22 protein-coding genes and 1 pseudogene are annotated in these 19,226 nt (G+C 44.9%); 5 read left to right on the plus strand and 18 right to left on the minus strand.

The window, feature by feature from the left end:
- The first annotated feature begins 104 nt into the window (after positions 1 to 104).
- Complete coding sequence (locus JCM11969_RS09660; protein ID WP_054710843.1) at positions 105 to 989, plus strand: alpha/beta hydrolase; 885 nt, start codon at positions 105 to 107, stop codon at positions 987 to 989.
- A 111-nt stretch (positions 990 to 1,100) separates the two neighbouring features.
- Entirely contained in the window at positions 1,101 to 1,535 is a 435-nt protein-coding gene (locus JCM11969_RS09665) for a hypothetical protein (protein ID WP_054710845.1), read from the plus strand.
- Between the two features lie 87 nt (positions 1,536 to 1,622).
- On the opposite strand, the gene JCM11969_RS19025 is transcribed toward JCM11969_RS09665, so the two are convergent.
- The 9 genes from JCM11969_RS19025 to JCM11969_RS09710 all read right to left on the minus strand — a co-directional run bounded on the left by JCM11969_RS19025 (position 1,623) and on the right by JCM11969_RS09710 (position 8,156).
- Complete coding sequence (locus JCM11969_RS19025) at positions 1,623 to 1,907, minus strand: hypothetical protein (protein ID WP_054710846.1); 285 nt, start codon at positions 1,905 to 1,907, stop codon at positions 1,623 to 1,625.
- Between the two features lie 26 nt (positions 1,908 to 1,933).
- Entirely contained in the window at positions 1,934 to 3,502 is a 1,569-nt protein-coding gene (locus tag JCM11969_RS09675) for a subtype A tannase (RefSeq protein ID WP_054710848.1), read from the minus strand.
- A 285-nt stretch (positions 3,503 to 3,787) separates the two neighbouring features.
- Positions 3,788 to 4,348 (minus strand): hypothetical protein, encoded by a 561-nt coding sequence (locus JCM11969_RS17765; RefSeq protein ID WP_054710851.1) that lies wholly within the window; start codon positions 4,346 to 4,348, stop codon positions 3,788 to 3,790.
- A 312-nt stretch (positions 4,349 to 4,660) separates the two neighbouring features.
- The gene (locus tag JCM11969_RS17770) at positions 4,661 to 5,005 is read right to left on the minus strand and encodes a hypothetical protein (protein ID WP_054710853.1); all 345 of its coding nucleotides are present in this window, start codon (positions 5,003 to 5,005) and stop codon (positions 4,661 to 4,663) included.
- Positions 5,006 to 5,204: 199 nt separating this feature from the next.
- A complete protein-coding gene (locus JCM11969_RS09690) occupies positions 5,205 to 6,008 on the minus strand; it encodes a DUF1828 domain-containing protein (RefSeq protein ID WP_054710855.1) in 804 nt (267 codons plus the stop codon).
- 24 nt (positions 6,009 to 6,032) lie between these two features.
- Entirely contained in the window at positions 6,033 to 6,512 is a 480-nt protein-coding gene (locus tag JCM11969_RS09695) for a DUF6978 family protein (RefSeq protein WP_054710857.1), read from the minus strand.
- A 111-nt stretch (positions 6,513 to 6,623) separates the two neighbouring features.
- Positions 6,624 to 6,971 carry a hypothetical protein gene (locus JCM11969_RS09700; RefSeq protein WP_054710859.1) on the minus strand — a complete coding sequence of 116 codons (348 nt, stop codon included), beginning with the start codon at positions 6,969 to 6,971 and terminating at the stop codon, positions 6,624 to 6,626.
- Positions 6,968 to 7,411: a hypothetical protein gene (locus JCM11969_RS09705; RefSeq protein ID WP_054710861.1), complete on the minus strand. Its 444-nt coding sequence runs from the start codon at positions 7,409 to 7,411 to the stop codon at positions 6,968 to 6,970. Before JCM11969_RS09705 ends, JCM11969_RS09700 begins: the two co-directional genes overlap by 4 nt.
- A complete protein-coding gene (locus tag JCM11969_RS09710) occupies positions 7,404 to 8,156 on the minus strand; it encodes a hypothetical protein (RefSeq protein WP_054710863.1) in 753 nt (250 codons plus the stop codon). Before JCM11969_RS09710 ends, JCM11969_RS09705 begins: the two co-directional genes overlap by 8 nt.
- Positions 8,157 to 8,635: 479 nt before the next feature.
- On the opposite strand from JCM11969_RS09710, the gene JCM11969_RS09715 reads away from it, so the two are divergent.
- A complete protein-coding gene (locus JCM11969_RS09715; protein WP_054710865.1) occupies positions 8,636 to 9,181 on the plus strand; it encodes a hypothetical protein in 546 nt (181 codons plus the stop codon).
- Positions 9,159 to 9,416: a hypothetical protein gene (locus JCM11969_RS09720; RefSeq protein ID WP_054710867.1), complete on the plus strand. Its 258-nt coding sequence runs from the start codon at positions 9,159 to 9,161 to the stop codon at positions 9,414 to 9,416. Before JCM11969_RS09715 ends, JCM11969_RS09720 begins: the two co-directional genes overlap by 23 nt.
- Positions 9,417 to 9,462: 46 nt before the next feature.
- Here the strand turns inward: JCM11969_RS09720 and JCM11969_RS19030 are convergent, their stop codons facing one another.
- The 6 genes from JCM11969_RS19030 to JCM11969_RS09750 form a co-directional block, all read right to left on the minus strand.
- A complete protein-coding gene (locus JCM11969_RS19030) occupies positions 9,463 to 9,672 on the minus strand; it encodes a helix-turn-helix domain-containing protein (RefSeq protein ID WP_054710869.1) in 210 nt (69 codons plus the stop codon).
- A complete protein-coding gene (locus tag JCM11969_RS09730) occupies positions 9,666 to 9,935 on the minus strand; it encodes a sigma-70 RNA polymerase sigma factor region 4 domain-containing protein (protein WP_054710871.1) in 270 nt (89 codons plus the stop codon). The genes JCM11969_RS19030 and JCM11969_RS09730 overlap by 7 nt, the downstream gene beginning before the upstream one ends.
- A gap of 349 nt (positions 9,936 to 10,284) precedes the next feature.
- Positions 10,285 to 10,806, minus strand: a complete 522-nt coding sequence (locus tag JCM11969_RS09735; protein WP_054710874.1) for a hypothetical protein — start codon at positions 10,804 to 10,806, stop codon at positions 10,285 to 10,287.
- A complete protein-coding gene (locus tag JCM11969_RS09740; protein WP_054710876.1) occupies positions 10,806 to 12,011 on the minus strand; it encodes an AAA family ATPase in 1,206 nt (401 codons plus the stop codon). Before JCM11969_RS09740 ends, JCM11969_RS09735 begins: the two co-directional genes overlap by 1 nt.
- 164 nt (positions 12,012 to 12,175) lie before the next feature.
- Positions 12,176 to 13,069, minus strand: a complete 894-nt coding sequence (locus JCM11969_RS09745) for a LysR family transcriptional regulator (protein WP_054710878.1) — start codon at positions 13,067 to 13,069, stop codon at positions 12,176 to 12,178.
- A 77-nt stretch (positions 13,070 to 13,146) separates the two neighbouring features.
- A complete protein-coding gene (locus JCM11969_RS09750; RefSeq protein ID WP_054710879.1) occupies positions 13,147 to 14,550 on the minus strand; it encodes a DASS family sodium-coupled anion symporter in 1,404 nt (467 codons plus the stop codon).
- A 520-nt stretch (positions 14,551 to 15,070) separates the two neighbouring features.
- Here JCM11969_RS09750 and JCM11969_RS09755 point away from each other — a divergent pair.
- Positions 15,071 to 17,447, plus strand: a pseudogene (locus tag JCM11969_RS09755) (NAD(P)H-dependent oxidoreductase).
- 193 nt (positions 17,448 to 17,640) lie between these two features.
- Here JCM11969_RS09755 and JCM11969_RS09760 read toward each other — a convergent pair.
- The 3 genes from JCM11969_RS09760 to JCM11969_RS19040 form a co-directional block, all read right to left on the minus strand.
- Positions 17,641 to 18,120, minus strand: coding sequence for a hypothetical protein (locus JCM11969_RS09760; protein ID WP_054710881.1), 480 nt, complete (start codon positions 18,118 to 18,120; stop codon positions 17,641 to 17,643).
- 26 nt (positions 18,121 to 18,146) lie between these two features.
- Positions 18,147 to 18,554, minus strand: coding sequence for a hypothetical protein (locus tag JCM11969_RS09765; RefSeq protein WP_054710883.1), 408 nt, complete (start codon positions 18,552 to 18,554; stop codon positions 18,147 to 18,149).
- A 442-nt stretch (positions 18,555 to 18,996) separates the two neighbouring features.
- On the minus strand, positions 18,997 to 19,226 hold a 230-nt coding region (locus JCM11969_RS19040), incomplete at its 5' end, for a hypothetical protein (RefSeq protein WP_225353225.1).

Raw genomic sequence — 19,226 nt, forward strand, 5'->3', positions numbered from 1 at the left:
TCAACTGAATCTTAAGGTTTCAGTCCACAGAATCGCGGAATCTGTTTACGGACAACCGTTGCCTCAATTCTTTAATCCAGTATTTCTACGCAAACATGCCTATAATGGGATTATCTTATCAAGGGAGGTGCCTGCCATGTCACGACGCGCGATTCATATCATCAAAAAAGTACCATCCTTGGCGCCTGATCGGTTGGACCGCCTGGCAGGGTTTCATCCGCCACAGCATTCGGCCACAGCGACTGACGACTCGCCAACCGGACACCACCTACAGTGCCATGCCAACCCTGTTGATTCCCGGCTGGTTGGGCTCTGGTTGGAGCTATAACCAGCTGATCGACTACTGGCAAACAGACGACGTGGCTGAAAAGAGGCTGACGGTCGTGGTCGGCGTCACCGGCCACATCAAAGTGCGCGGTGACTGGGATAACGAGGCTAAAAATCCCCTTATTCAAGTGATTTTTGCGAATAATATTGCGGATTTCAACGTGCACACCCGTGACCTCATCCGCGTACTGACGTATCTTCACACACACTATGGCATCACGGCGTACAACGCGGTCGCGCATTCCTGGGGTGGCAACGCCATGTTGAATATCCTGTTTTCAGATAAGGTCCAGCAGCTGCCGAAATTACAAAAACTGGTCTTACTTGGTGTGCCGGTCAACGAGGGCATCATCAACCAGACGCTGCCGTTTTCCAGCTGGCCGCGGATTCAAACGCCGCAGTACCGCAAACTAGTGGCCAACCGGCACTGTCTTGAGCATCAGCCGCAAGTGCAGATCACGCACTTTTATGGTGCGGTGGCGGATGCCCGTGGGGATGGTGAGACTGGGTTTGCCGAGGCTCTTGCGCTTGAACCGTTAGTGAAGGACAGCCCGGTGACACTGACTTCGGTGAAGTGCCCGGGTATGACGCATACCCAGTTGCACCGGAGTTTGAGTATGAGTCAGCGAATCGCCAAGGTGTTGTGGCAGGCTGGTGACTAGTTGAATTACGTTTCAATATTTACTCTTATTTCAAATATAACTATAATCATTATTTAACTATCCTGTTTTATCCTGTATACTTGACCTATCACGACTATTGGAGGGATTCAGTTGAAACAGTTGGTTAAAGGGCTATTGGCTATGGTTATTGCGCTCACCTGCCTAGGGGTTTCAAGTAATAATCACTCTGCCAATGCAGCAACGCGTCACTACACCACTATTCCCGTGAAACTACGAGGAACTTGGTATCGCCGCGACGGTTATGGGTTCGACAAGGTTGTCTTTTCAAAGTATCGCTTTTACTTCAAAGGCGCTGAAGAAACCCACGGTACTAGTATTTACGGTAACCATTTTCATAAGTATGGCATGGGGCATAGTGATTTGTTTGTGACGTATTATAAGAACGGCTACTATGATATTGGTCAGTACGCCTCAGATGAGTGGCCCTTTTGGAAACGAAATGGTGCTCACATCACACAGTTCATGCCTGGATTAGGCGGTCCATCACACTTTTACGCCTACTTTAAGGCCAGTCACTTTAACTAAATGATAGCGACAAAAAGCACCACTCGAGAGCGATGCTTTTTTGTTTTAGTCAAATTGCATTTTCGACTTTGCAATTCAAATTCTCTGCTACTTCACAGACTGGTTGACCCAACTAATAAAGTTCGTTAAATAGTTGCCGCTTCGTTCAGCAGTCGTGTGTCCCTCACCCCAGACTGTAGCGAAGTTCACGCTTTTGACCTGCTTATTTTGCTGCAAAGCCAATTTCAAGTTCGTTTCGGTAGTCAGCGCCGTATCGGTCTGGTCGATCCCGGTTCTGATCCGCCAATACTTGGCCACGTTGGACGTGTTGTAGCCCTTGTAATAACTGTTCAAGTAATACAGTGGACTGTACAGATTCAGCCGCTCCTGCATGGTACTGCCTTCCGCATCCGTCTTCTTCAGATCAGCCTTAAAGCCTTCCCATAGCTCGACTTGTAATTTTTGAGTTTGGCGTACTTACTGCTGTTATTATTGATCAGTTTACTCATCGTTGAATCAAAGTGGTTGGTGCTGCTGCCGCTTGTCGCAAACAACCCGTTTTCAGTTTCCTGACGGGTCAGGCCATCGAACGCACCAACATCTTTTGAAGGAGACTTACAATTCTTGATGAAGGCTGCCACACTTGTGATCGTTGCCGTATTGGTCTTCGCATTATACTTGACCCACGTGCCGTTTTTATTCAACGATTTGATGTATGCCTGAACTGTTTTGTAGGTCTTATTACTGGTGCTGCTTGACCCACCGGGCATGTTACCGGACGGCTTTGTGCCGCTTGTGGATTTCGCTCCGGACGGTGCTTTACCTGAGGGCTTAGTCCCCGATGGCGCGGCACCAGTTTTCCCACTCGTATTCGAACCGGAAATGTTCATCCCGGCCGTCATTGAATTAGAGGCCTTGTATGGGAACTTAGTATCCTTCAAGAAATTGTTGAGCGAGGTCTGAATCTCATTTTTCAAGTATCGTTCGTACGAGCCAGACGTGTAGATCCCGGTCTTAGACTTCTTTAGGGTCAGCGTCTTGCCAGCCTTGTCTTTCAAGCCAATTTTATTGATGTACTGGGCAAAATTCTTAGCCATATCATTTGAGAGTGCCTTGGTCCAGGTACCGGACTTTCTGGTACCGCTGTTCGAGTACTGGCCCATATTCCACTCATAGGCTTCATTAGCGGTGTCCAGACTAGTAATTGGACACCAAGCCATGGCACCATCAACGTTATCGCGAGTGTGTTTCCCAGAAGCCGTCGCCATTGGGGCACCAATCGCCTTCAGATACTTTGTATACCCGCGACTATTTCCAGTAGCACCGACCACGGCACTTTCAGCGCCGCCGCCACTCATGCCAAAGGTGAAGATTCGCGATGTGTCGCCCGCAAGTCGGTTCGCGTTTAAATGCAATGTTCTGATGGCCACTTTCAGATCCGTGACGCCCCAAGGCGAGGAGCCGTTTGACTTGTCCGTATTGTTGAGGCCCCGGAAGCCTGCTTCAACATAGATGAACCCAGCCTTGGTAAACTGCGCTGTGGAGCTGTCATAACCGGTTGGGGCAGCTTGAGCTGAGTACCCGGGCGCGTTAACCGGCATGACAATGGGTGCCGTTTTTGCCGTATAGCCCTTCACCTTATTTTTCGTATTCAGTGTCAGCGTATAGGTCTTATCCCCGTTTGACTTAGCGGTCACATAGCTCGCTGGGACATAGATACCCATCGATTCATAAGTGGAGGTTGTCTTGGTGCCGTATTTCAGTCCAACTTGGTAGTACACCTTATTTTTAGCGTTATACCGCCACTTCTTAGTACTGATCAGCAGTTTCTTTGCGTTACTAACGTCGCTCTTAGTCACATTTTGACTAGTGGTCGTTACGGGGGCTTTCGTTGCGGTGCTGGATTTTTTGGTTGACCCACAAGCCGTCAACACTAGTGCTACAGCACTCGCACACCCCAAAATGGTTAAAACACGTTTTGGTCGCATATCCCTGAACCTCTTTCGTTAGTAGTTGCAAACCACGCGTACTGAGCTGGCAGCCCTGCCTTACCTGTTACGACGCGCTAAACGAGTTCGTGCGTCTCCCCTCTTTTCATTAGTACCAGCAGTTCACAGGTTTAGTTTACCAGAAAAAGGTTAAGTAAATCTTGAACGGTGACCTGAAAACATGACACATGTTCAATAAGTCAGCAGTGATACGACGTTTTGAAAACAAAATACGGTTCAAAAAAGCACCCAGCGATCATAAAATCGCCGGATGCTTCTTTAATTTTAATGATTATTTGTAGAACAACGTAATGTTGCCAGTGTAGGTCGTGTTACGTTGTGCAGTAGTTGTGGCATCAAAGGTGTAAGTCCCACCATTTGGATTAGCAATACTGTAGAGGTCGCCACCTGGTAAGAAGCTGCGCTCGTCCAAGTGCTTGCTGGAATCGTTTCGCCGGTCTTACCACTGAGCAAGGCCTTGTCAGCAGCGCTCAAGGTTGGGTTAGTCGTGCCAACTAAGGCTTGACCTGAACCAGTGCTGAAGAATGAAACCGTTTGGGCAGTGTTAGCAGGGATGACCTGAACACTAAACGAACCACCCAAAGTAGCGTTGTCAGCAACAGTTGAACTGTTCGTTACCGTGTAACCAGCAGGGACATTCTTAACGGCTGTGCTCCAAACGCTGGTTGGGTCAGTCAAGATGTCACTCAACTTCGTGCCAGTAGTGGTGGCAGCACCGCTCTTCAATGCTGAAACAGGAACGCCCCAGTTGTAAGTGCCAACGACTTGGCCAGCGGCGTTGTCGTAGTTGATCGTCACGTTGCCGACAGCAGCGTCACTCTTCAACCCTCCAGCGTAGATCCAGCCAGTAATTGAAGGCGTCTGATCATCAGTAACTTGGTAATATAATGACCCTTAGCGCGCCTTAGTTTCAGCAGCCTTAACCGTAAGGGTATCGGTTGACTTGTAGGCGTTCATGTTCACCTTAGAAGCCTTGTACTGGGTGTAGCCAGGGTAGTTCCACAATGTGTTGGACTTAACGTCTTTGATCGTGTAACCAGTAGTGGCTGCTGGCAGTGCAGCAGACTTTGTGGTGTTGACAGCAGAGATACCGCCGCCAAAGGCAGACGTTGACTTACCACCGTAGATCCAGCCACGTTACTTGCCATCGAAGGAAACGATCTTGTAGTAAACTGAACCGCGGTTAGTCGTTGCAATTTGGTATGCCCGGAAGTAGTTCTTTGAACTCTTTGAGCTTGCTAAGCCAGCCATCGTTGACTTTGAAGCCACGACCTTAGCACCCTTTAAAGTGCCGGCCTTGGTGTACAATGCGTTGGTGCCATTAGGCGCAACGTTACGGCTAGTAGCAGCCGTGGTCAATGTCTTGTTTGATGTTACTTTTGCATATGATGCAGCATCCGCCTTAGTGGCGAACCCGGCAGTTGCCAATACAGAAACAGCAGCTAAACCGAAATACAGTGATTTTTTCAAACCTGATTTCATTCTTGCACGCTCCCCAAATCATAATCTATAATAGAAGGTTTTTAAACCACTAACACACACTGTTAGCCTCTTTAGAATAGCATTAAATAATGATTAGTACAATTTATAAAGGTCATTAAATTGGAGAGAACTGTGGTGGCAATCATTAATATTACAATGTACTTTTTTCTTCAAAGCCTCGTCATTCACTTCTTGTTTTTTAAGCTTTTATAGCCAATTTTTGTAAAACGTGCTCTTTGTCGTTAAAGGGTACTACATCGATTTTATGTGCGGAAAGGCTTTGTGCAAACACAAGCTGTTCCTCAGGAATGTCTGGCACGATAATACTCAGTGGTACATTCTCCTGATTATGGCTTGTCCGATAATTAATTGTATCTGCCCATATTCCTATCAGTTGTTCAACCAGTGATTTTGATAAGCTATTATACACATTAACAAACTTTCGCTCCGTCACTGTACAATTAAAAATAAAATCAATGTTGTATTTTAACTTTGTTTGCCCTTGCATTGACATTCCACGAAGGACACTATAATTTTTATTTTGAACAGTGAAATACGTATTTACATCATCTAAGAACACACTCCGAGTATTTTTACGGCTTAAGTAAATAAGATCTGAAACTTGAATAAGTGTCTGTGTAAGATCATTAATCGTCTGTGGAACATCCTGACGTGTAGCGTGGCCAACAATAGCACCATTGGTCTCTAACCGGGCATTGTTTTTCATTAAAATGGCTTCAAGATTTTTATACCGATGTGATTTTTTATCTGTTAAATCAACCCCATGCATCTTGAGATTCCATAACGTATATCCCTGATCAGAAATTGTATAAATATCATTGGAGAGGACAATGAGTAATGAAATACTGTCACCAAACGGATCTGTGAATGGCGTGTTCACTCTTAATTCCGTGTCACTCACCATCTTGAATTCGTGACTTTTTTTAATAAATGACAGCCAATCTCTTGCAATGCTGTCCATTTGCGTAACTAGCTTGTTCATAAAACGCCTCTCCTTTCCAAAGGACTATAACGCCAAATGTGACTTAATTGTGATAGTAATCCTGTTTTGCTTATGCGTATTGGTATAATTCAAGAGTTCTTTCAAAGCAATCAAAAAGTCATCAGTATCCTGTATGCCGTCAAATGGAAGTGAATGTGCTTTAATATGCGTAAATGAATCATTCTTTTTATAAAATTCGTCTTCAGAAAAAATTTCTACTCGGTGTCCCCAAACCTTACCATCTGAATTATTGTGAAACCTTGAATCCAAATTTATTCGAACTAAGGTGAGTTTGGTTTTAGCATCCATCAAATTTATATGACTGTTGTCCGTCGCATAAATGTAATTAAGCTGGAAAAGTCGCTGCACTCCCCCCTCCTTTGATTCTAACATGAACTCTCCCTTTTCGTTTTCAGATAGATCATTGACATGGTCTTTTAGAACATTTTTAAGCACTTTGATAAAATCTTGGGCCTGAGCGTCATTTAATTGAAGCTTTTTCATATTGTTAATTTCCCTTCATGATAAGCTTTCTACGTTTACACATCGATTATGAGTATATAATAGGTAAATTCTACTAAATTTGTAATTAAAAGTATGTCGAATCATAGGATATTAATTACACTTCAGGCATCCGCGAGTAATCCCCACCTCAATCTCCCGCAACCCCAACCGCAGAAAAACAACATCCACCACTCGGTCAACCAACGAAACCACCCGCCGTGCCCAGCGTAACTGAACGGCTTTGCGCACACGGGATTCCGCATCCGGCCCCAGTACCGCACTTTTCCCCAAAACATCCCGACTAGGCAACAACGCTCGGCCATACCCTTGCAAATAACTCACCAACCGCCGGCAGTTCAGCACCCGTCGTTTGATCCGCCGCTCCGACACTGACCATAGCAGCGGCACGCTGCCCAGCCGCGTCAGCATCGTCCCATCCGGGCGGTAGTCCCAATTCATCTCTGCCGGTTGCAGTTCACCCAGGAGTGGTTGCTGGCCGCCTCCTGGTCGACTGGCAGCAGGCACAGATCACTTGCGACATACGCGACGTTGCGGTGAATCCCCAGCACCGGTTCCATCACCTGGCGGAGCATTGCATCGTAGTGTGGCCGACCCTGCTGGTGCAGGATGCGCAAAATGCTGGCAGGACTGTTTTTGAGTTTAAATACCCGGTTATCCTGCATGATGACGATGGTGCGGTACGGCTGAACGGCCGCGTCCCACTGATCAGAAATGTTCACGAGGGCGAAACAGCCCGCCCAATCCACCGTTGTCGGATTGGTCTCTACGGCCACCACGTCGCTGGCCTGCAAGCCATCAATTGCGAGGTAGCCGGTATCCCGCACATGGCGGTAATAGGCATCGGTGACGCCGCTTAATAAAAGGTGTTCGTTAGGCACTTAACCGGTCCTTTCTGTCGACTTGAAGGGCGCGCACTGCAGTGGCTGGATCAACGGCTAGGCCGTACTTGCGGTTGAGTTGTGCAATCTGCCGGGCGGTCATGGTCTGCGTCAGCGCGGCAACGTCGAGCTGGTCTTCTGGCTCACCAGCTGGGACCAACTGTGAGACCAATGCCAAATGATATCGTGCCACCAGCGAACCGTGGTGCCGGCGTTTATCGAAGCGCTTCTGGGACAACGGCCATAGTTGCGGAACACCCCGCCAGTGGGCAACCGTCATCGTTTGATTGTCAAACGCAAGGTCGTGGTCGTCATGCAGCCAGCGCAACCAGGACCTATTGTGGCCGTCGAGTTCAGTCATCGGAAGTAGCCAGAAGTCACCGCAGATATATGGCGCTAATTTATGAATGCCGAGTACCGGACAAACGTCATGTTTGAGGTGTACGTAGTCTTCAGGGAACACGTCACTCAACTGATGCAGGAGTTGGTTGATGGACGGTCGAAGCGCATAGATGTTGTTGTCCAAGGTGACGACTGCCGTCCGATACGGTTCTCGTGGGTCGTTGATGTTGATCAAAGCGGAGACGTTTTGGAAGTCAATCGTTTGGCAGTCTATGCGTTTATCAGTGATTTGGTCCAAGGTTATCCTTGCAATATCCAGGTAGCCTTGCTGGCGTACCTGCTTCTGGGCGGTTGGGGTGAGTCCCTTTAACGTTAAGGACACGGGAACGGCATTGGCATTCATTGCTCCTTATCATGGCCTGCTGGACGTGTCTATACCAAATTTGTTGGGTAAACGGTAACATGATCTTCAAACAAGTGTAAACCCCTGTTGCACGACTGACAGGTGTCTATGAAATGCGCGTGTTCAGGTGAGTAATTGGGTGTAAGGTGCTAACGTTCTAATCTCGCACTTACCTGCTATTGATTTAATGGACACGCGTTCCATTTTATACATAGTGCTAATTGTTTCTATTATTATTGAGTGATAATTGACGACTTTTTCAGCAAAACGTGGTAATCTGTCGGCGGATATGGATTTCGGGGATTTGGGAGTTGTTGTGGTGTGTTTCTGGGTTTTATTTTGTTAATTCCTTTTTTGATACAACTCCTTGTTACCTTTGACTTCTTTCTCTGTTACATTGCGGAAACGCGTTTCGGAAGGCAGAGGGCTACTGCATAAGCCCTCTAACCGCCTTCCTCCACGCTCTGGAGGAAAAATCCATGCAAATCCTAACCGGCGTCAGCGACACCTTCAACAAAGACGTCAATCGCCGACGCTACCTCGACATTACGACGCTGTCCCTCAGCAAGGTCACTGGGCGGCGGTCGTTTAGCCTGACTAAGGCCGGCTGGCAGAACGTCATTGCGCTCATCGATGTCAGCCACACTGATAGTGACCTCAACACCATTGTGATCAATCGAAACAATATCATTTTTGCGATTACTTCAACTGTTGACCAACTTATTCAGCAGCTGCAAAACACCTTTCCGTTTGACTATGTTACCAGCATCAAGCACGGCATCGGGCCGGAACTCGACCTGGAAGATCCGCCGCCATACGTCGCTGGCGACTTCTGGATCAGTCCCTACCCCGGCAAGGAACCGGGTGAACAAAACTGGTTAGTCTGGGCACCGTGGGACATGACCTGGCATATAAGGCAACCAAGCCTTTCTCAGGACTGCCGACAGCGTGACGCTGCTGTGGCCTGCTTCGCGGGAGCTTATCGACCAGCAGATGCGCGCCATGTACTACCTGACGCAGTATAACGACCGATTGGCAAAGGCACTGACGACGAGTCATAAGGAACGTGCTAAAACACGCTGGGTCAAGCTGGATATGCCCGCGATTCCTGAAATTCAAACCAATGTCCGTCACCGTTATGTGGATGAGGTGTTGTTTCAGTTATCAGGTCATTATCCAAGCCAGGCCGACTTTAACCGGTTTGTGACCCGGTTGGAAACAGATACGGATGAACGGTTGAATGATGATTCGGAACCCTAGTATGTTGAAAAGGCCTGAGCAACTATGCTCAGGCCTTTTTGTTAGTTTAAACGCGTAACTGTTTCAACTTCTCACGCACTTTCCGCCGCCACTGATACACTGTCTGCCGAGAAACGCCGTGCTTTTCAGCAATCTCAGTTGGTGTCATCTGGTGGACGACCGCATCAATGAGATATTGGCGTTCCGTGCCGACACACCGTGCTAACCAGCCATCCAGCAACGACCGGTCAACAATATCCGTTTCCGTCGTCAGCAACGCCAGCTCTTCCCCCACTTGTTCCCAGTCGGCGCATCATCCGTCACGTTGTCGTGTTTCTGCAGCCGCATCCGCTCGTTCAACGACCGCCGATACAGCGCCACGTGCGCATACGCCAAGAATGACTTCGGCTCCGACCACGGATTACCCGCATACTTCTGGAAGATCTCAGAGAACCACAGCCAGCAGTCCTGCACATAGTCGTCATACGCGTCATCGCTGGGACGCATGCCCAGTTTCTTCAACGCGGAATGGATAATCAACACATGATCTCCGGTTGCTAAAAATTCAAATGCTGTTCATGTTTTGTGATCATACTATGAACCCCTTTTTTATGGAGATCCACAGGCGCCTATGGTCACGTGTAACTGTACCAAGGGCGGTGGCAAATAAAAACGCAGGATAATGGTATGCCTGTCTGAGAATGAAATTAGACGTTCTCATGAAATAATGCTGAATAAAAGTAAAAAGCGCTTAGCCGTCATCGATTGGTGGGGCTGAGCGCTTCTCATTTTGTTGGTATTATGAAAATCGTTTTCAGTGATATTGCCCGAATGGACAAGTTATCGGTCTGTGGTGAAAAAAGATATCTTCCGTTTACAAAATCTTATATCAGGCTTTAAACCGCTGATCAATCAAATCATACAATCCAATATATCCTTGTGGGAAAGTCGTAATCTGATTATATTTTCGAAGACAATCCCGCAAGTTGAATGCAGTCCAATATGTCTCGTTAAATGCCCGACTTTTAATATTTTTTCCTTTAAACAAGGTTTTTGCATAATCACTAGGTTTAATATCATGTAGTCGTTCGAAATCTTCAAGCTGACCCTCACTGATAATCAGTAACATCTCAATCTCTGGCTTCGTAATCACGTTGTGAATACTCACCTTTTCTTGATAGGGTTTGGGCAATTTGAACTTTTCAGTTTTAGAATCAAGAATCCGATAAACAATTACTTTTTCTTCAAAACTATGATTCAAATGTTGATGTGCAAATCTCGAACCATTTCGAATACGCAATACTTTATTATCAATCAGGTCATCAACCGAAAAGATCAATAAGCCAGCTGCTAACAATTTGGATAAAATCACTTCTTCTGCGGTTCCCTCACAAAGGCAAGCAACGATCATTACCGACTGTCCTCCTGGATAGCACTGGATTTTGAGGTAATCTCTTTAGCAAATTTTCGAATCTGCATATAGGCTTGGTAGGATGGTGCCGTGCCACCCAGAACGTCACTTTCGTAAATATCACTTTTCTTAGCATCGTCACGAGTGATTTGGCTGTTAAATCTTTCCAGAGAAATTTTGCCAGTCTTTCTCAAAGAAATGTAAATATCATCATTCCTGTCAAACTCATCAAGAATTTGTGGATAATGTGTCGTAAAAATCAGGGTTGCTCCATGCTTGTTGATACTTGGATCTGAAAATAGTGAAATCACTGTCTGGACAATAGCTCGGTGGAAATGGTTCTCGATTTCGTCCACCACCAAATAACTACCGGAGTTTAACGCTAGGAAGACATCGTTAAACAAATTCATACCTTTAATGGTTCCAGCTGATACATATTTAAAGATGTCAATCGTATTTGCAAAGTGAACATCCGGACTGTTTTTAAATTTCACTTCAAATAACAGACTGTCATCTTTTTGAGGATCAGTCAGCGTTGACCGGACATAGTCAATACTCGGATCCAAATAACTCATGATGCCAGATTGCAGTTTAGCATCACGAGAAATTAAGGGTGATGATAGTAGGTTCATATTATTATAACCGCTAAAATCATAGAGTTCTCGTCTATGCGTCAATTGGTGTGTCGTTATTTTCCTGAAATAAGTATTATCATCCGGCAATAACGACTCAGTTGGACGCCTGTCAGTATGGTTGCTCTCAGCGTCAAAATCAAAAAGATTCTTTTTATTTGTTTTTGCAGTGCATTGTTTTGAATCAATAACTTCATCAGAGAAAAATAACCAACCATCGCTCTTTTTTTCAATCGTTGAGACAACGCGATAGATTTTTTGCTCACTTTCTTCGAAAAAACCGAGTTCAAACACTAATACTTCGCCAATGATTGCGTCTCTATAATGTGAATGATTCATTGGCGTATTATTCACAAAAACATCGTAGACAAACATGATAATGTTTAATGCCATTGTCTTCCCAGATGCATTCTTCCCTGCCAAAGCAATCACATTATTTTTATAGATTCTGTTAAAAATCTGTTGCACACTATCGCTATTTAAGTCGGTCACATTTTGCTCAGTCATAAAATTGAATTCAAATGTTTTATCGAATAATCTAAGACCATTTACTTTCAACTGTAGGATTTCCATAGCTGTCCTCCTAATATAAACGGATATTCCGTTTATATTATACCACGACAACAATTTAAAGATGATGAAACAGCTCTATAGCAAAGCCTCAATGATTTCTCGTTAAAAAAGAAAACCCAACCTTCCTGTTTTTTGGAAGATTGGGGTTTTTGTAACGATTCTCACTAGTCCTCGTCCGTCCGAGCAATCCGCTTCAACAGCTCAATGCACTGTTGCTGATTCTGATTCGGCAAAAACGACTTCCGCACAGCCAGCTGCATGTAACAGTGAATCCGGTCTTTCTCTTGCAATGGAATCTTAACCACATTTTCGTCTAAATAAACGGACCCATCGATCACAAAACCAACGCCAAGGTTCAACGCTACCATCTTTTCTACTAGTTGATTCGTATCCGGCTCATAGAGAATCTTCGGTCGGAACTTCCCAACCCGACAAAAGGCATCCAGCGCTTTTCTTGGTAAGGTGTGCTTTGGTCGCACCAGCATTGAGACATCCTTCAGATCTTCGGGTGAAATCACTTCCTGCCGACTCAAAAGGTTGCGTTTATTAACCAGCACACAAAGCTGATGTTTCTCTAACTCCGAGACGCGCAGATCAGCCGATTTCTCAGGGTCAATACTCGAAAATACCGCCGCATCCAACTTCCCATCACGCAGTTCAGTCAGTAGTTTTTCAGAATTAGCCATCTCAGTTGTGACCTGATCAAGCAAGTTGTTTTTCGTAAAGAGTTCAACAACTCGTGGCAGCCAAATGCCACCCGCGATGTTTGAGAAACCCAGCCGAACTTGACCTTCGCTGGCATGCTGGACTTCCAGTTTAACCTGGTCGTACTCGGTGATCATCTTGCGGGCTTTGATATAAAGCACCCCACCAGCAGCCGTTGTCACCAGCTTTGCACGATGATTCCGCTGACGCAACAACGGCGTCTCATATTCCTTCTCCAGGCGCTTCACCGCAGCGGAAACTGCTGGCTGCGTGATCTGAAATTTTTCAGCCGTTGCCGTGTAACTGCCACTTTCAACGAGATCACAGAAATAGTTTAAATCACGGTTATTCATGTCCGGGCTCCTTCATCGTTTTCCATTATTATAACCCATGAAAAAAGCCTCGTACCCAAAAGTACGAGACCTATGCATTACCATAATCCAATCGCTTTAGTCCATAACAGACCGCCGCCAAGCCAAACAACGTTGAAAATGACCCCAATGATGGCACTCAATTTCCACCAGTCGCCGCTCTTCACGTAACCAGTGCTAGAAAGCAACGCAGCGGGACCTGCAGAATATGGCGTCGTTGACAGGTAGATCGACCCACAAAAGGCGAGCATCAATGCCGCCAAAGTATGAGGGACACCCACGCCAATGGCGACTGATAAGAAGCCAGCATATAATGCGGAAATCTGCGTCGACACACTTGGGAACAGGTAGTGCAGGTAGAAATATGCTAAGAATAAAATAATCAAGACCCATAGCCAATTCATCCCGCTCAGCATGTTACCCAAAGTCTTCGAGAACCATGGAAAGAAGCCAAGTGTCATCAACTTCTGCGACATCATCATGACAACTGACAACCAAACCAGAATGTTCCAGGCAAATGATTCACCCAAAAGATCTTTCGTGTCCAAAACGCCAGTGATCAATAAAATAACGACCGCGATAAAACTTACTTCGGTAGCATCGACGCCGACCAACCAAAGAATAATGGCTAAAGCAAAGGTACATAACATGATTTTTTCGCTGATCGTTGTTTTACCGATCTCACTGAGCTTCTTATCTGCCCATTCGTGCGCGTTAGGGGTTTCCTTAACTTCGGGCGGATAGATTTTGTACAGCACATACGGAATAATTAATAAACAAAGGACGCCAGGCACGACGGAGGCTTCGAACCACTGCATCCATGAAATCGTGATGCCCTGGGTCTTCGCAAGACCAAGAGCAACCATGTTGCCGGCTAACCCTGTCAGGAACAACCCGGAAGTCACGTTGTTCACTTCGTATTCATTGAAAATCAAAAACGATCCAAGGCGGCGTTCAGTTCCCTTTTCAGGATCGGACCCCATTTCCTTTGATAGATTATCGATCAAAGGGTACATCAGCCCGTTCACACGAACATTGTTACTAGGAATCCCAATCGCTAACACCGCTTCAACGGCCGAGAGCGCATAGGCTAGTCCCAGTGTTTTCTTCTCGAAGGACCTCACGAATAGGTAAGCGATTCGCTTCCCTAATCCAGACTTGATAAAACCAGCTGCCATGAACATACACATGGCAACCATCCAAGCTGTTGAGTTCCCAAAACCGGCTGCGACTTCATCCATGGTGAAGATTCCTGTGACTGTCGCTACCGTAATGCCAATCAAGGTCGTTGCCATCATTGGCAACGGCTTAGTAATACAGGCAATGATTGTTGCGATAAAGATTGCAAATAAGTGCCAGGCTGCTACGTTAATATCAACCGGCTTCACCGGCGTCAGCGACCAAATCCCGATTCCAAAGATCAACGGGAGAATAAAGCCTTTCCATTTGACTGGACTTAACATCAGATACCGTCTCCTATCTCTAAAACACGCTAGTCAGAACTCCAAAAGTTTGAACAGCATTTCACATACGTATACACAACGATGCGCGCGTCTTTTTGAATTTCCAGAATGTATCATAACTTAAACCGTTAGTCTGTCAATTTTATTTTTAGCTGCTGAGCTACTTTGATTTTATGGAATTAGATGTAACCGTTGTCATTGCTATGTTTAAGACGATTATATTTTTAAAATCATTTTCAATTTCATCAATAGTTCAACGTTGTTTTACGTACAACTTACTATTTTTCCATAAATTAATTTAATCATTCTAAAAATATTAATTGTCAACCATACTCATTTTTTCACTATCTTGGCTTCTTGAATCAAAAAAAAGCCCGCTATTTTTCTTGATAGCACGGGCATCTTTGCATCATTCAAAAAATAAGTGTTGTATTTATCAATAATCATTCTATATTGACCCCATACACAGCAATGTTCAGCGCGTCGAATTTTTAGACTATAAATAAAGGGATTGATACTTATGAAACTTGTTGCCATCGTTGGGACCGCTGCTAAGAAGTCCTATAATAGAGAATTGCTCCACTATATGCAGACGCATTTCAGTACCACTACTGAGATCACCGTCGCTGAAATTGATGAGATTCCCCTATTTAATGAACCTGAGCCAGGCAGCCAACTACCAGCTGCCGTCCAAAAGTTAAATCAACAGATCTCTGAAGCTGATGGTGTGATTATCGGCGTTCCTGAATACGACCATTCGATTCCTGCTTCATTAAAGAGCGCTATTGAATGGTTATCCTATGACGTTCACCCATTTGCAAAAAAGCCGGTGATGCTGGTCGGTACTTCCATTGGCGTTCAAGGCACCTCACGCGCCCAAACGGAGATCCGGTCGATTCTGAATACACCAGGCGTTGATGCCTACGTGCTTCCTGGCAACGAATTTATGTTGAGCTACGCCGCTCAAGCTTTCGATACTTCCGAGAACTTGGCTGAACCAAAAACTGTTCGTTTCCTTGAAGACTGTTTCAAACACTTCACTGAATACATCACCACACTGTCTGGTGACAAGCAAAACGGCAATCAGCTTAAAGTTGATTGGGATGGTAACTACGATGTCGTTGTCGTTGGTTTCGGTGGTGCCGGTGCTTCGGCTGCCCGCTTCGCTGCTGATAACGGTGCTAAAGTGCTCGTTGTTGATGCCGCACCATTTGGCCATGAAGGTGGGAACACCCGTTACTCTGCCCAACACGTGGTTATGGGTAAAGATGTCGATGATTTGACCGACTACTATCACGCTTTAAGCGCCCCATTCAAGTTGCCTGAAAAGACGCTCCACGCTTACGTTTCCGGCATGAGCAAAATGCCCGAATACTTTGATAAGTATCTGGGCATCAAGGCGGTCAGCTATAAGTATGATGTGAATCCCGGCGACTGTGAACTACAAGAAGACCATGGCTGAATATCCTGAATTAAAGGGTAGCGACACCGTTGACTTTGCGCTGGTTCATAAACGTGATAAGGACGCCGCACTTTGGAAATTATTACGGCAAAAGGTGCTCGACCGGACCGATAACATTGACGTTTGGCTATCGTCTCGGGCACAACACCTGATTCAAGAACCTGGTTCGAAGATCATCCGTGGTGTTCAAATCGAACGTGACGGCAAGTTGTTAAACATCCACGCGAACAACGGGGTCGTCATGACTTCCGGCGGATTTGAAAACAATCCAGAGTTAGTTCAAACTTACCTGCACAGCGTTCGACTCACCCCACTTGGTACGTTATACAACCGTGGCGATGGGATCCACATGGTGCAAGAAGTCGGTGCCAAGCTCTGGCACATGGCTAACTATGAATCTCACGGAATCCTGCCTGGTCTGACCTTCAAGGAAGGTGAAAATGAGCGTGGCCGTCAAATTGCTTGGCCACTCTTGAGTCACGGTAGTATTTTTGTCATTGCAGATGATGGAACACGTTACTTCCAAGAAGACGCCAAGCACCGTCATGGTCACATTACGACCCACGGCTCATGGCTGATTCCAATGAACAATCAACATCCGTACATTGTGTTTGATCAAGCTCAATACAATGATTTCAAACAACAACTAGACGATGAAGGCCGACTCCCCTACCCAGAATTCATGGATAAGCTGGTCAAGGCTGATACGCTACCCGAATTAGCGAACAAGCTAGACGTCTCAGCCGCAAATCTGGGTCAAACGGTGACTGATTTCAACGCTTATAAAGCAGAAGGACGCGACTTTGCGTTTGGCCGGAACCCTGAATCCATGCGAGCATTTGATGGCGGCCCCTACTACGCGATTGCGGCAGCCAACGATGTTTTGAACACGCAAGGCGGCCCACAACGTAACGAAAATGCCGAGATTCTCGGTGTCGACAACAAGCCGATTCCTCACCTCTATGGTGCCGGTGAGCTTGGCGGTATCGTGGCAAACTGCTACCAAGGTGGCGGTAACTTAGCTGAATGTCTTGTCTTTGGCAAACTGGCTGGTGAACACGCAGCGGTTGTAAAGACGGATGCTGATGTGGTTGACGCTGACGAAGCAAACGGCATCAACGATTTAGCTGACGGCGAGAATTTGTCGAACGTTAAGCTGGACGCTGACCAGTACCTAGGTAGTTCTAACGCTGGCTTAGGCGGCAAGGTCGTTGTTCGGTTGACCTACACTGGTAACAAGATTCAAAACGTTGAAGTCGTGCAACACCACGAAAGTGAAGACGCTGGTCTGGTTGCTGTTTCGGAATTACCTAAGGAGATCGTAGCGGCTAATTCGACGGATGTGGATGCCATTTCTGGGGCTTCTGCTTCTAGTCGGGCAATTAAGGAAGCTGTTAAGGATGCTTTGGGGAAGGCTGAGGCGATGCATAACTAAAGCTTTTCAAATCTAACTCAAGAAAACTTATTAACAAACTTGCATTTAAATATTGATTTGATATGAGTGAAAGTTCATGCCTTTTAGTTCCTATCAAATTAAAAAAGACCTGAATCGAAATTTGCATTCGGGTCTTTTTTTGATTGTTTATTAATTTAGACAGAGTGTCATCTTTGACTATTTTTGTCTAGTTTTACCCCTTGTCTGTTTTTCCTACTGACGGGTTGCTAGTAGTTGTTGTAGTTGTAGTTGTTGTAGTTGTGGGTTCTGCAATAGGTTCAGTATCACCACCATCCAGGATGCTTTTTGAAGCTGGTTGGATTGTGGGATCTTTAGGTCCACTTTGCTCTTTCACTTTAAAATATCGTGTATTAGAGGCAGCCGTATTGTCAATTTCGTCAGAGCATACTTGAGATCCAAAGATATTCTTAGGGCGTGCTTCAATATTTAGGATCCCATTGTTTTCGAATACCGACATAGCCTTTTCATTGTCTTTTGTATAATAAAATACCGTCATTTTTTCTAAGTAAAAATCTGTATTTTTATAATCATAAAAAATAGGTGTAGGTATCACAATCGCACTATTCCTAGCATTTATACTAGCAACCTGAAATTTCTCAAGATATTCCTTCCCGGCATTTTTAAAATTTAATACAATATTGCAATTATACATATCAGTTGGCCCTAAATTATTTAATTCTAAGAGACCATGTTTCTTATAATAGCAAGAATTATCAACCTTATACGCGTGTGGTCATCTCGAGTCATGGCAACTAAATCTTTATCATTAACACTTTTGTCAAATTCCGGGACCTCATATCTATTTGAATAGACTATTTCATCCTTATTCAAAGAAAACCTATAGTTAAAGCTTAACTTTGGCCGAGCGTCTTTACGAGACTTAAACCTGTCGATGGTATGTTGCATAAACCAAACTATGAAACTACCCCCGACAGTTAACACTGCACCAAAGTATGCTCCCCAAAAAGAAAGCCAATCGCCATTTGGCTTTCCAAGAAAGGAATTCACTAATCCTTGGCCCCATCCTGGTAAAGAAAGCGAAAAGATCATCATGCCTAACCAAAGTACACTACCCCAAATTTCCAAACTTACTTCTTCCTTCCGATGTTGAATCATATTTTAAAAACTGACAGCAAGATACTTCAATCTATCAATAAGCGTTCAAATTTAACATGCTATGGACACGGTATTTTCACACATCTTTAAGCTCTCACTCCACCTATCATCGCTTACAGCTATAAAGGAAGCGCTGAACAATCATATTTGATATAGTTTAGAACTTCTAATTCTATAAATTCATTTGCAATTTCAACATTCTAGTGAAGCACTTACATAACCAGTTATTTAAGTGTTTTATCCTCGCTAATTTTTCACTATTCAAAATACAACCTATTCACTCATACAGATGAACAGATTCTTGCGAAATTTTTTCTGGTAATTTACCAGCAAGCTTTCGATTGAAACTTAAAATTGCAATTCGATTAATCCTTAGAAATCAAGTCTTCAGCTAAGGAACTTTATATTTTGACTAAAACATCTGCTCAGAGTCAAACGAGGTCCGGATGTTTTGGCTCAATTCATCTTCATTTTTAAAAGCGGAATCAGTTACTTTTATTAACTCACTAGAATTCAAGTCACACACCATATCCATCTTATAATTTAACATCATCTGTACAACATTATTACGGTTAAACTCAACTATTTTTCCATCATCAGGTGTCTTATAAAAAAGTCTATTTCCATAATTCTCGAGTGTTT

This window comes from Secundilactobacillus paracollinoides DSM 15502 = JCM 11969, from assembly GCF_001311135.1.
GTDB lineage: Bacteria > Bacillota > Bacilli > Lactobacillales > Lactobacillaceae > Secundilactobacillus > Secundilactobacillus paracollinoides.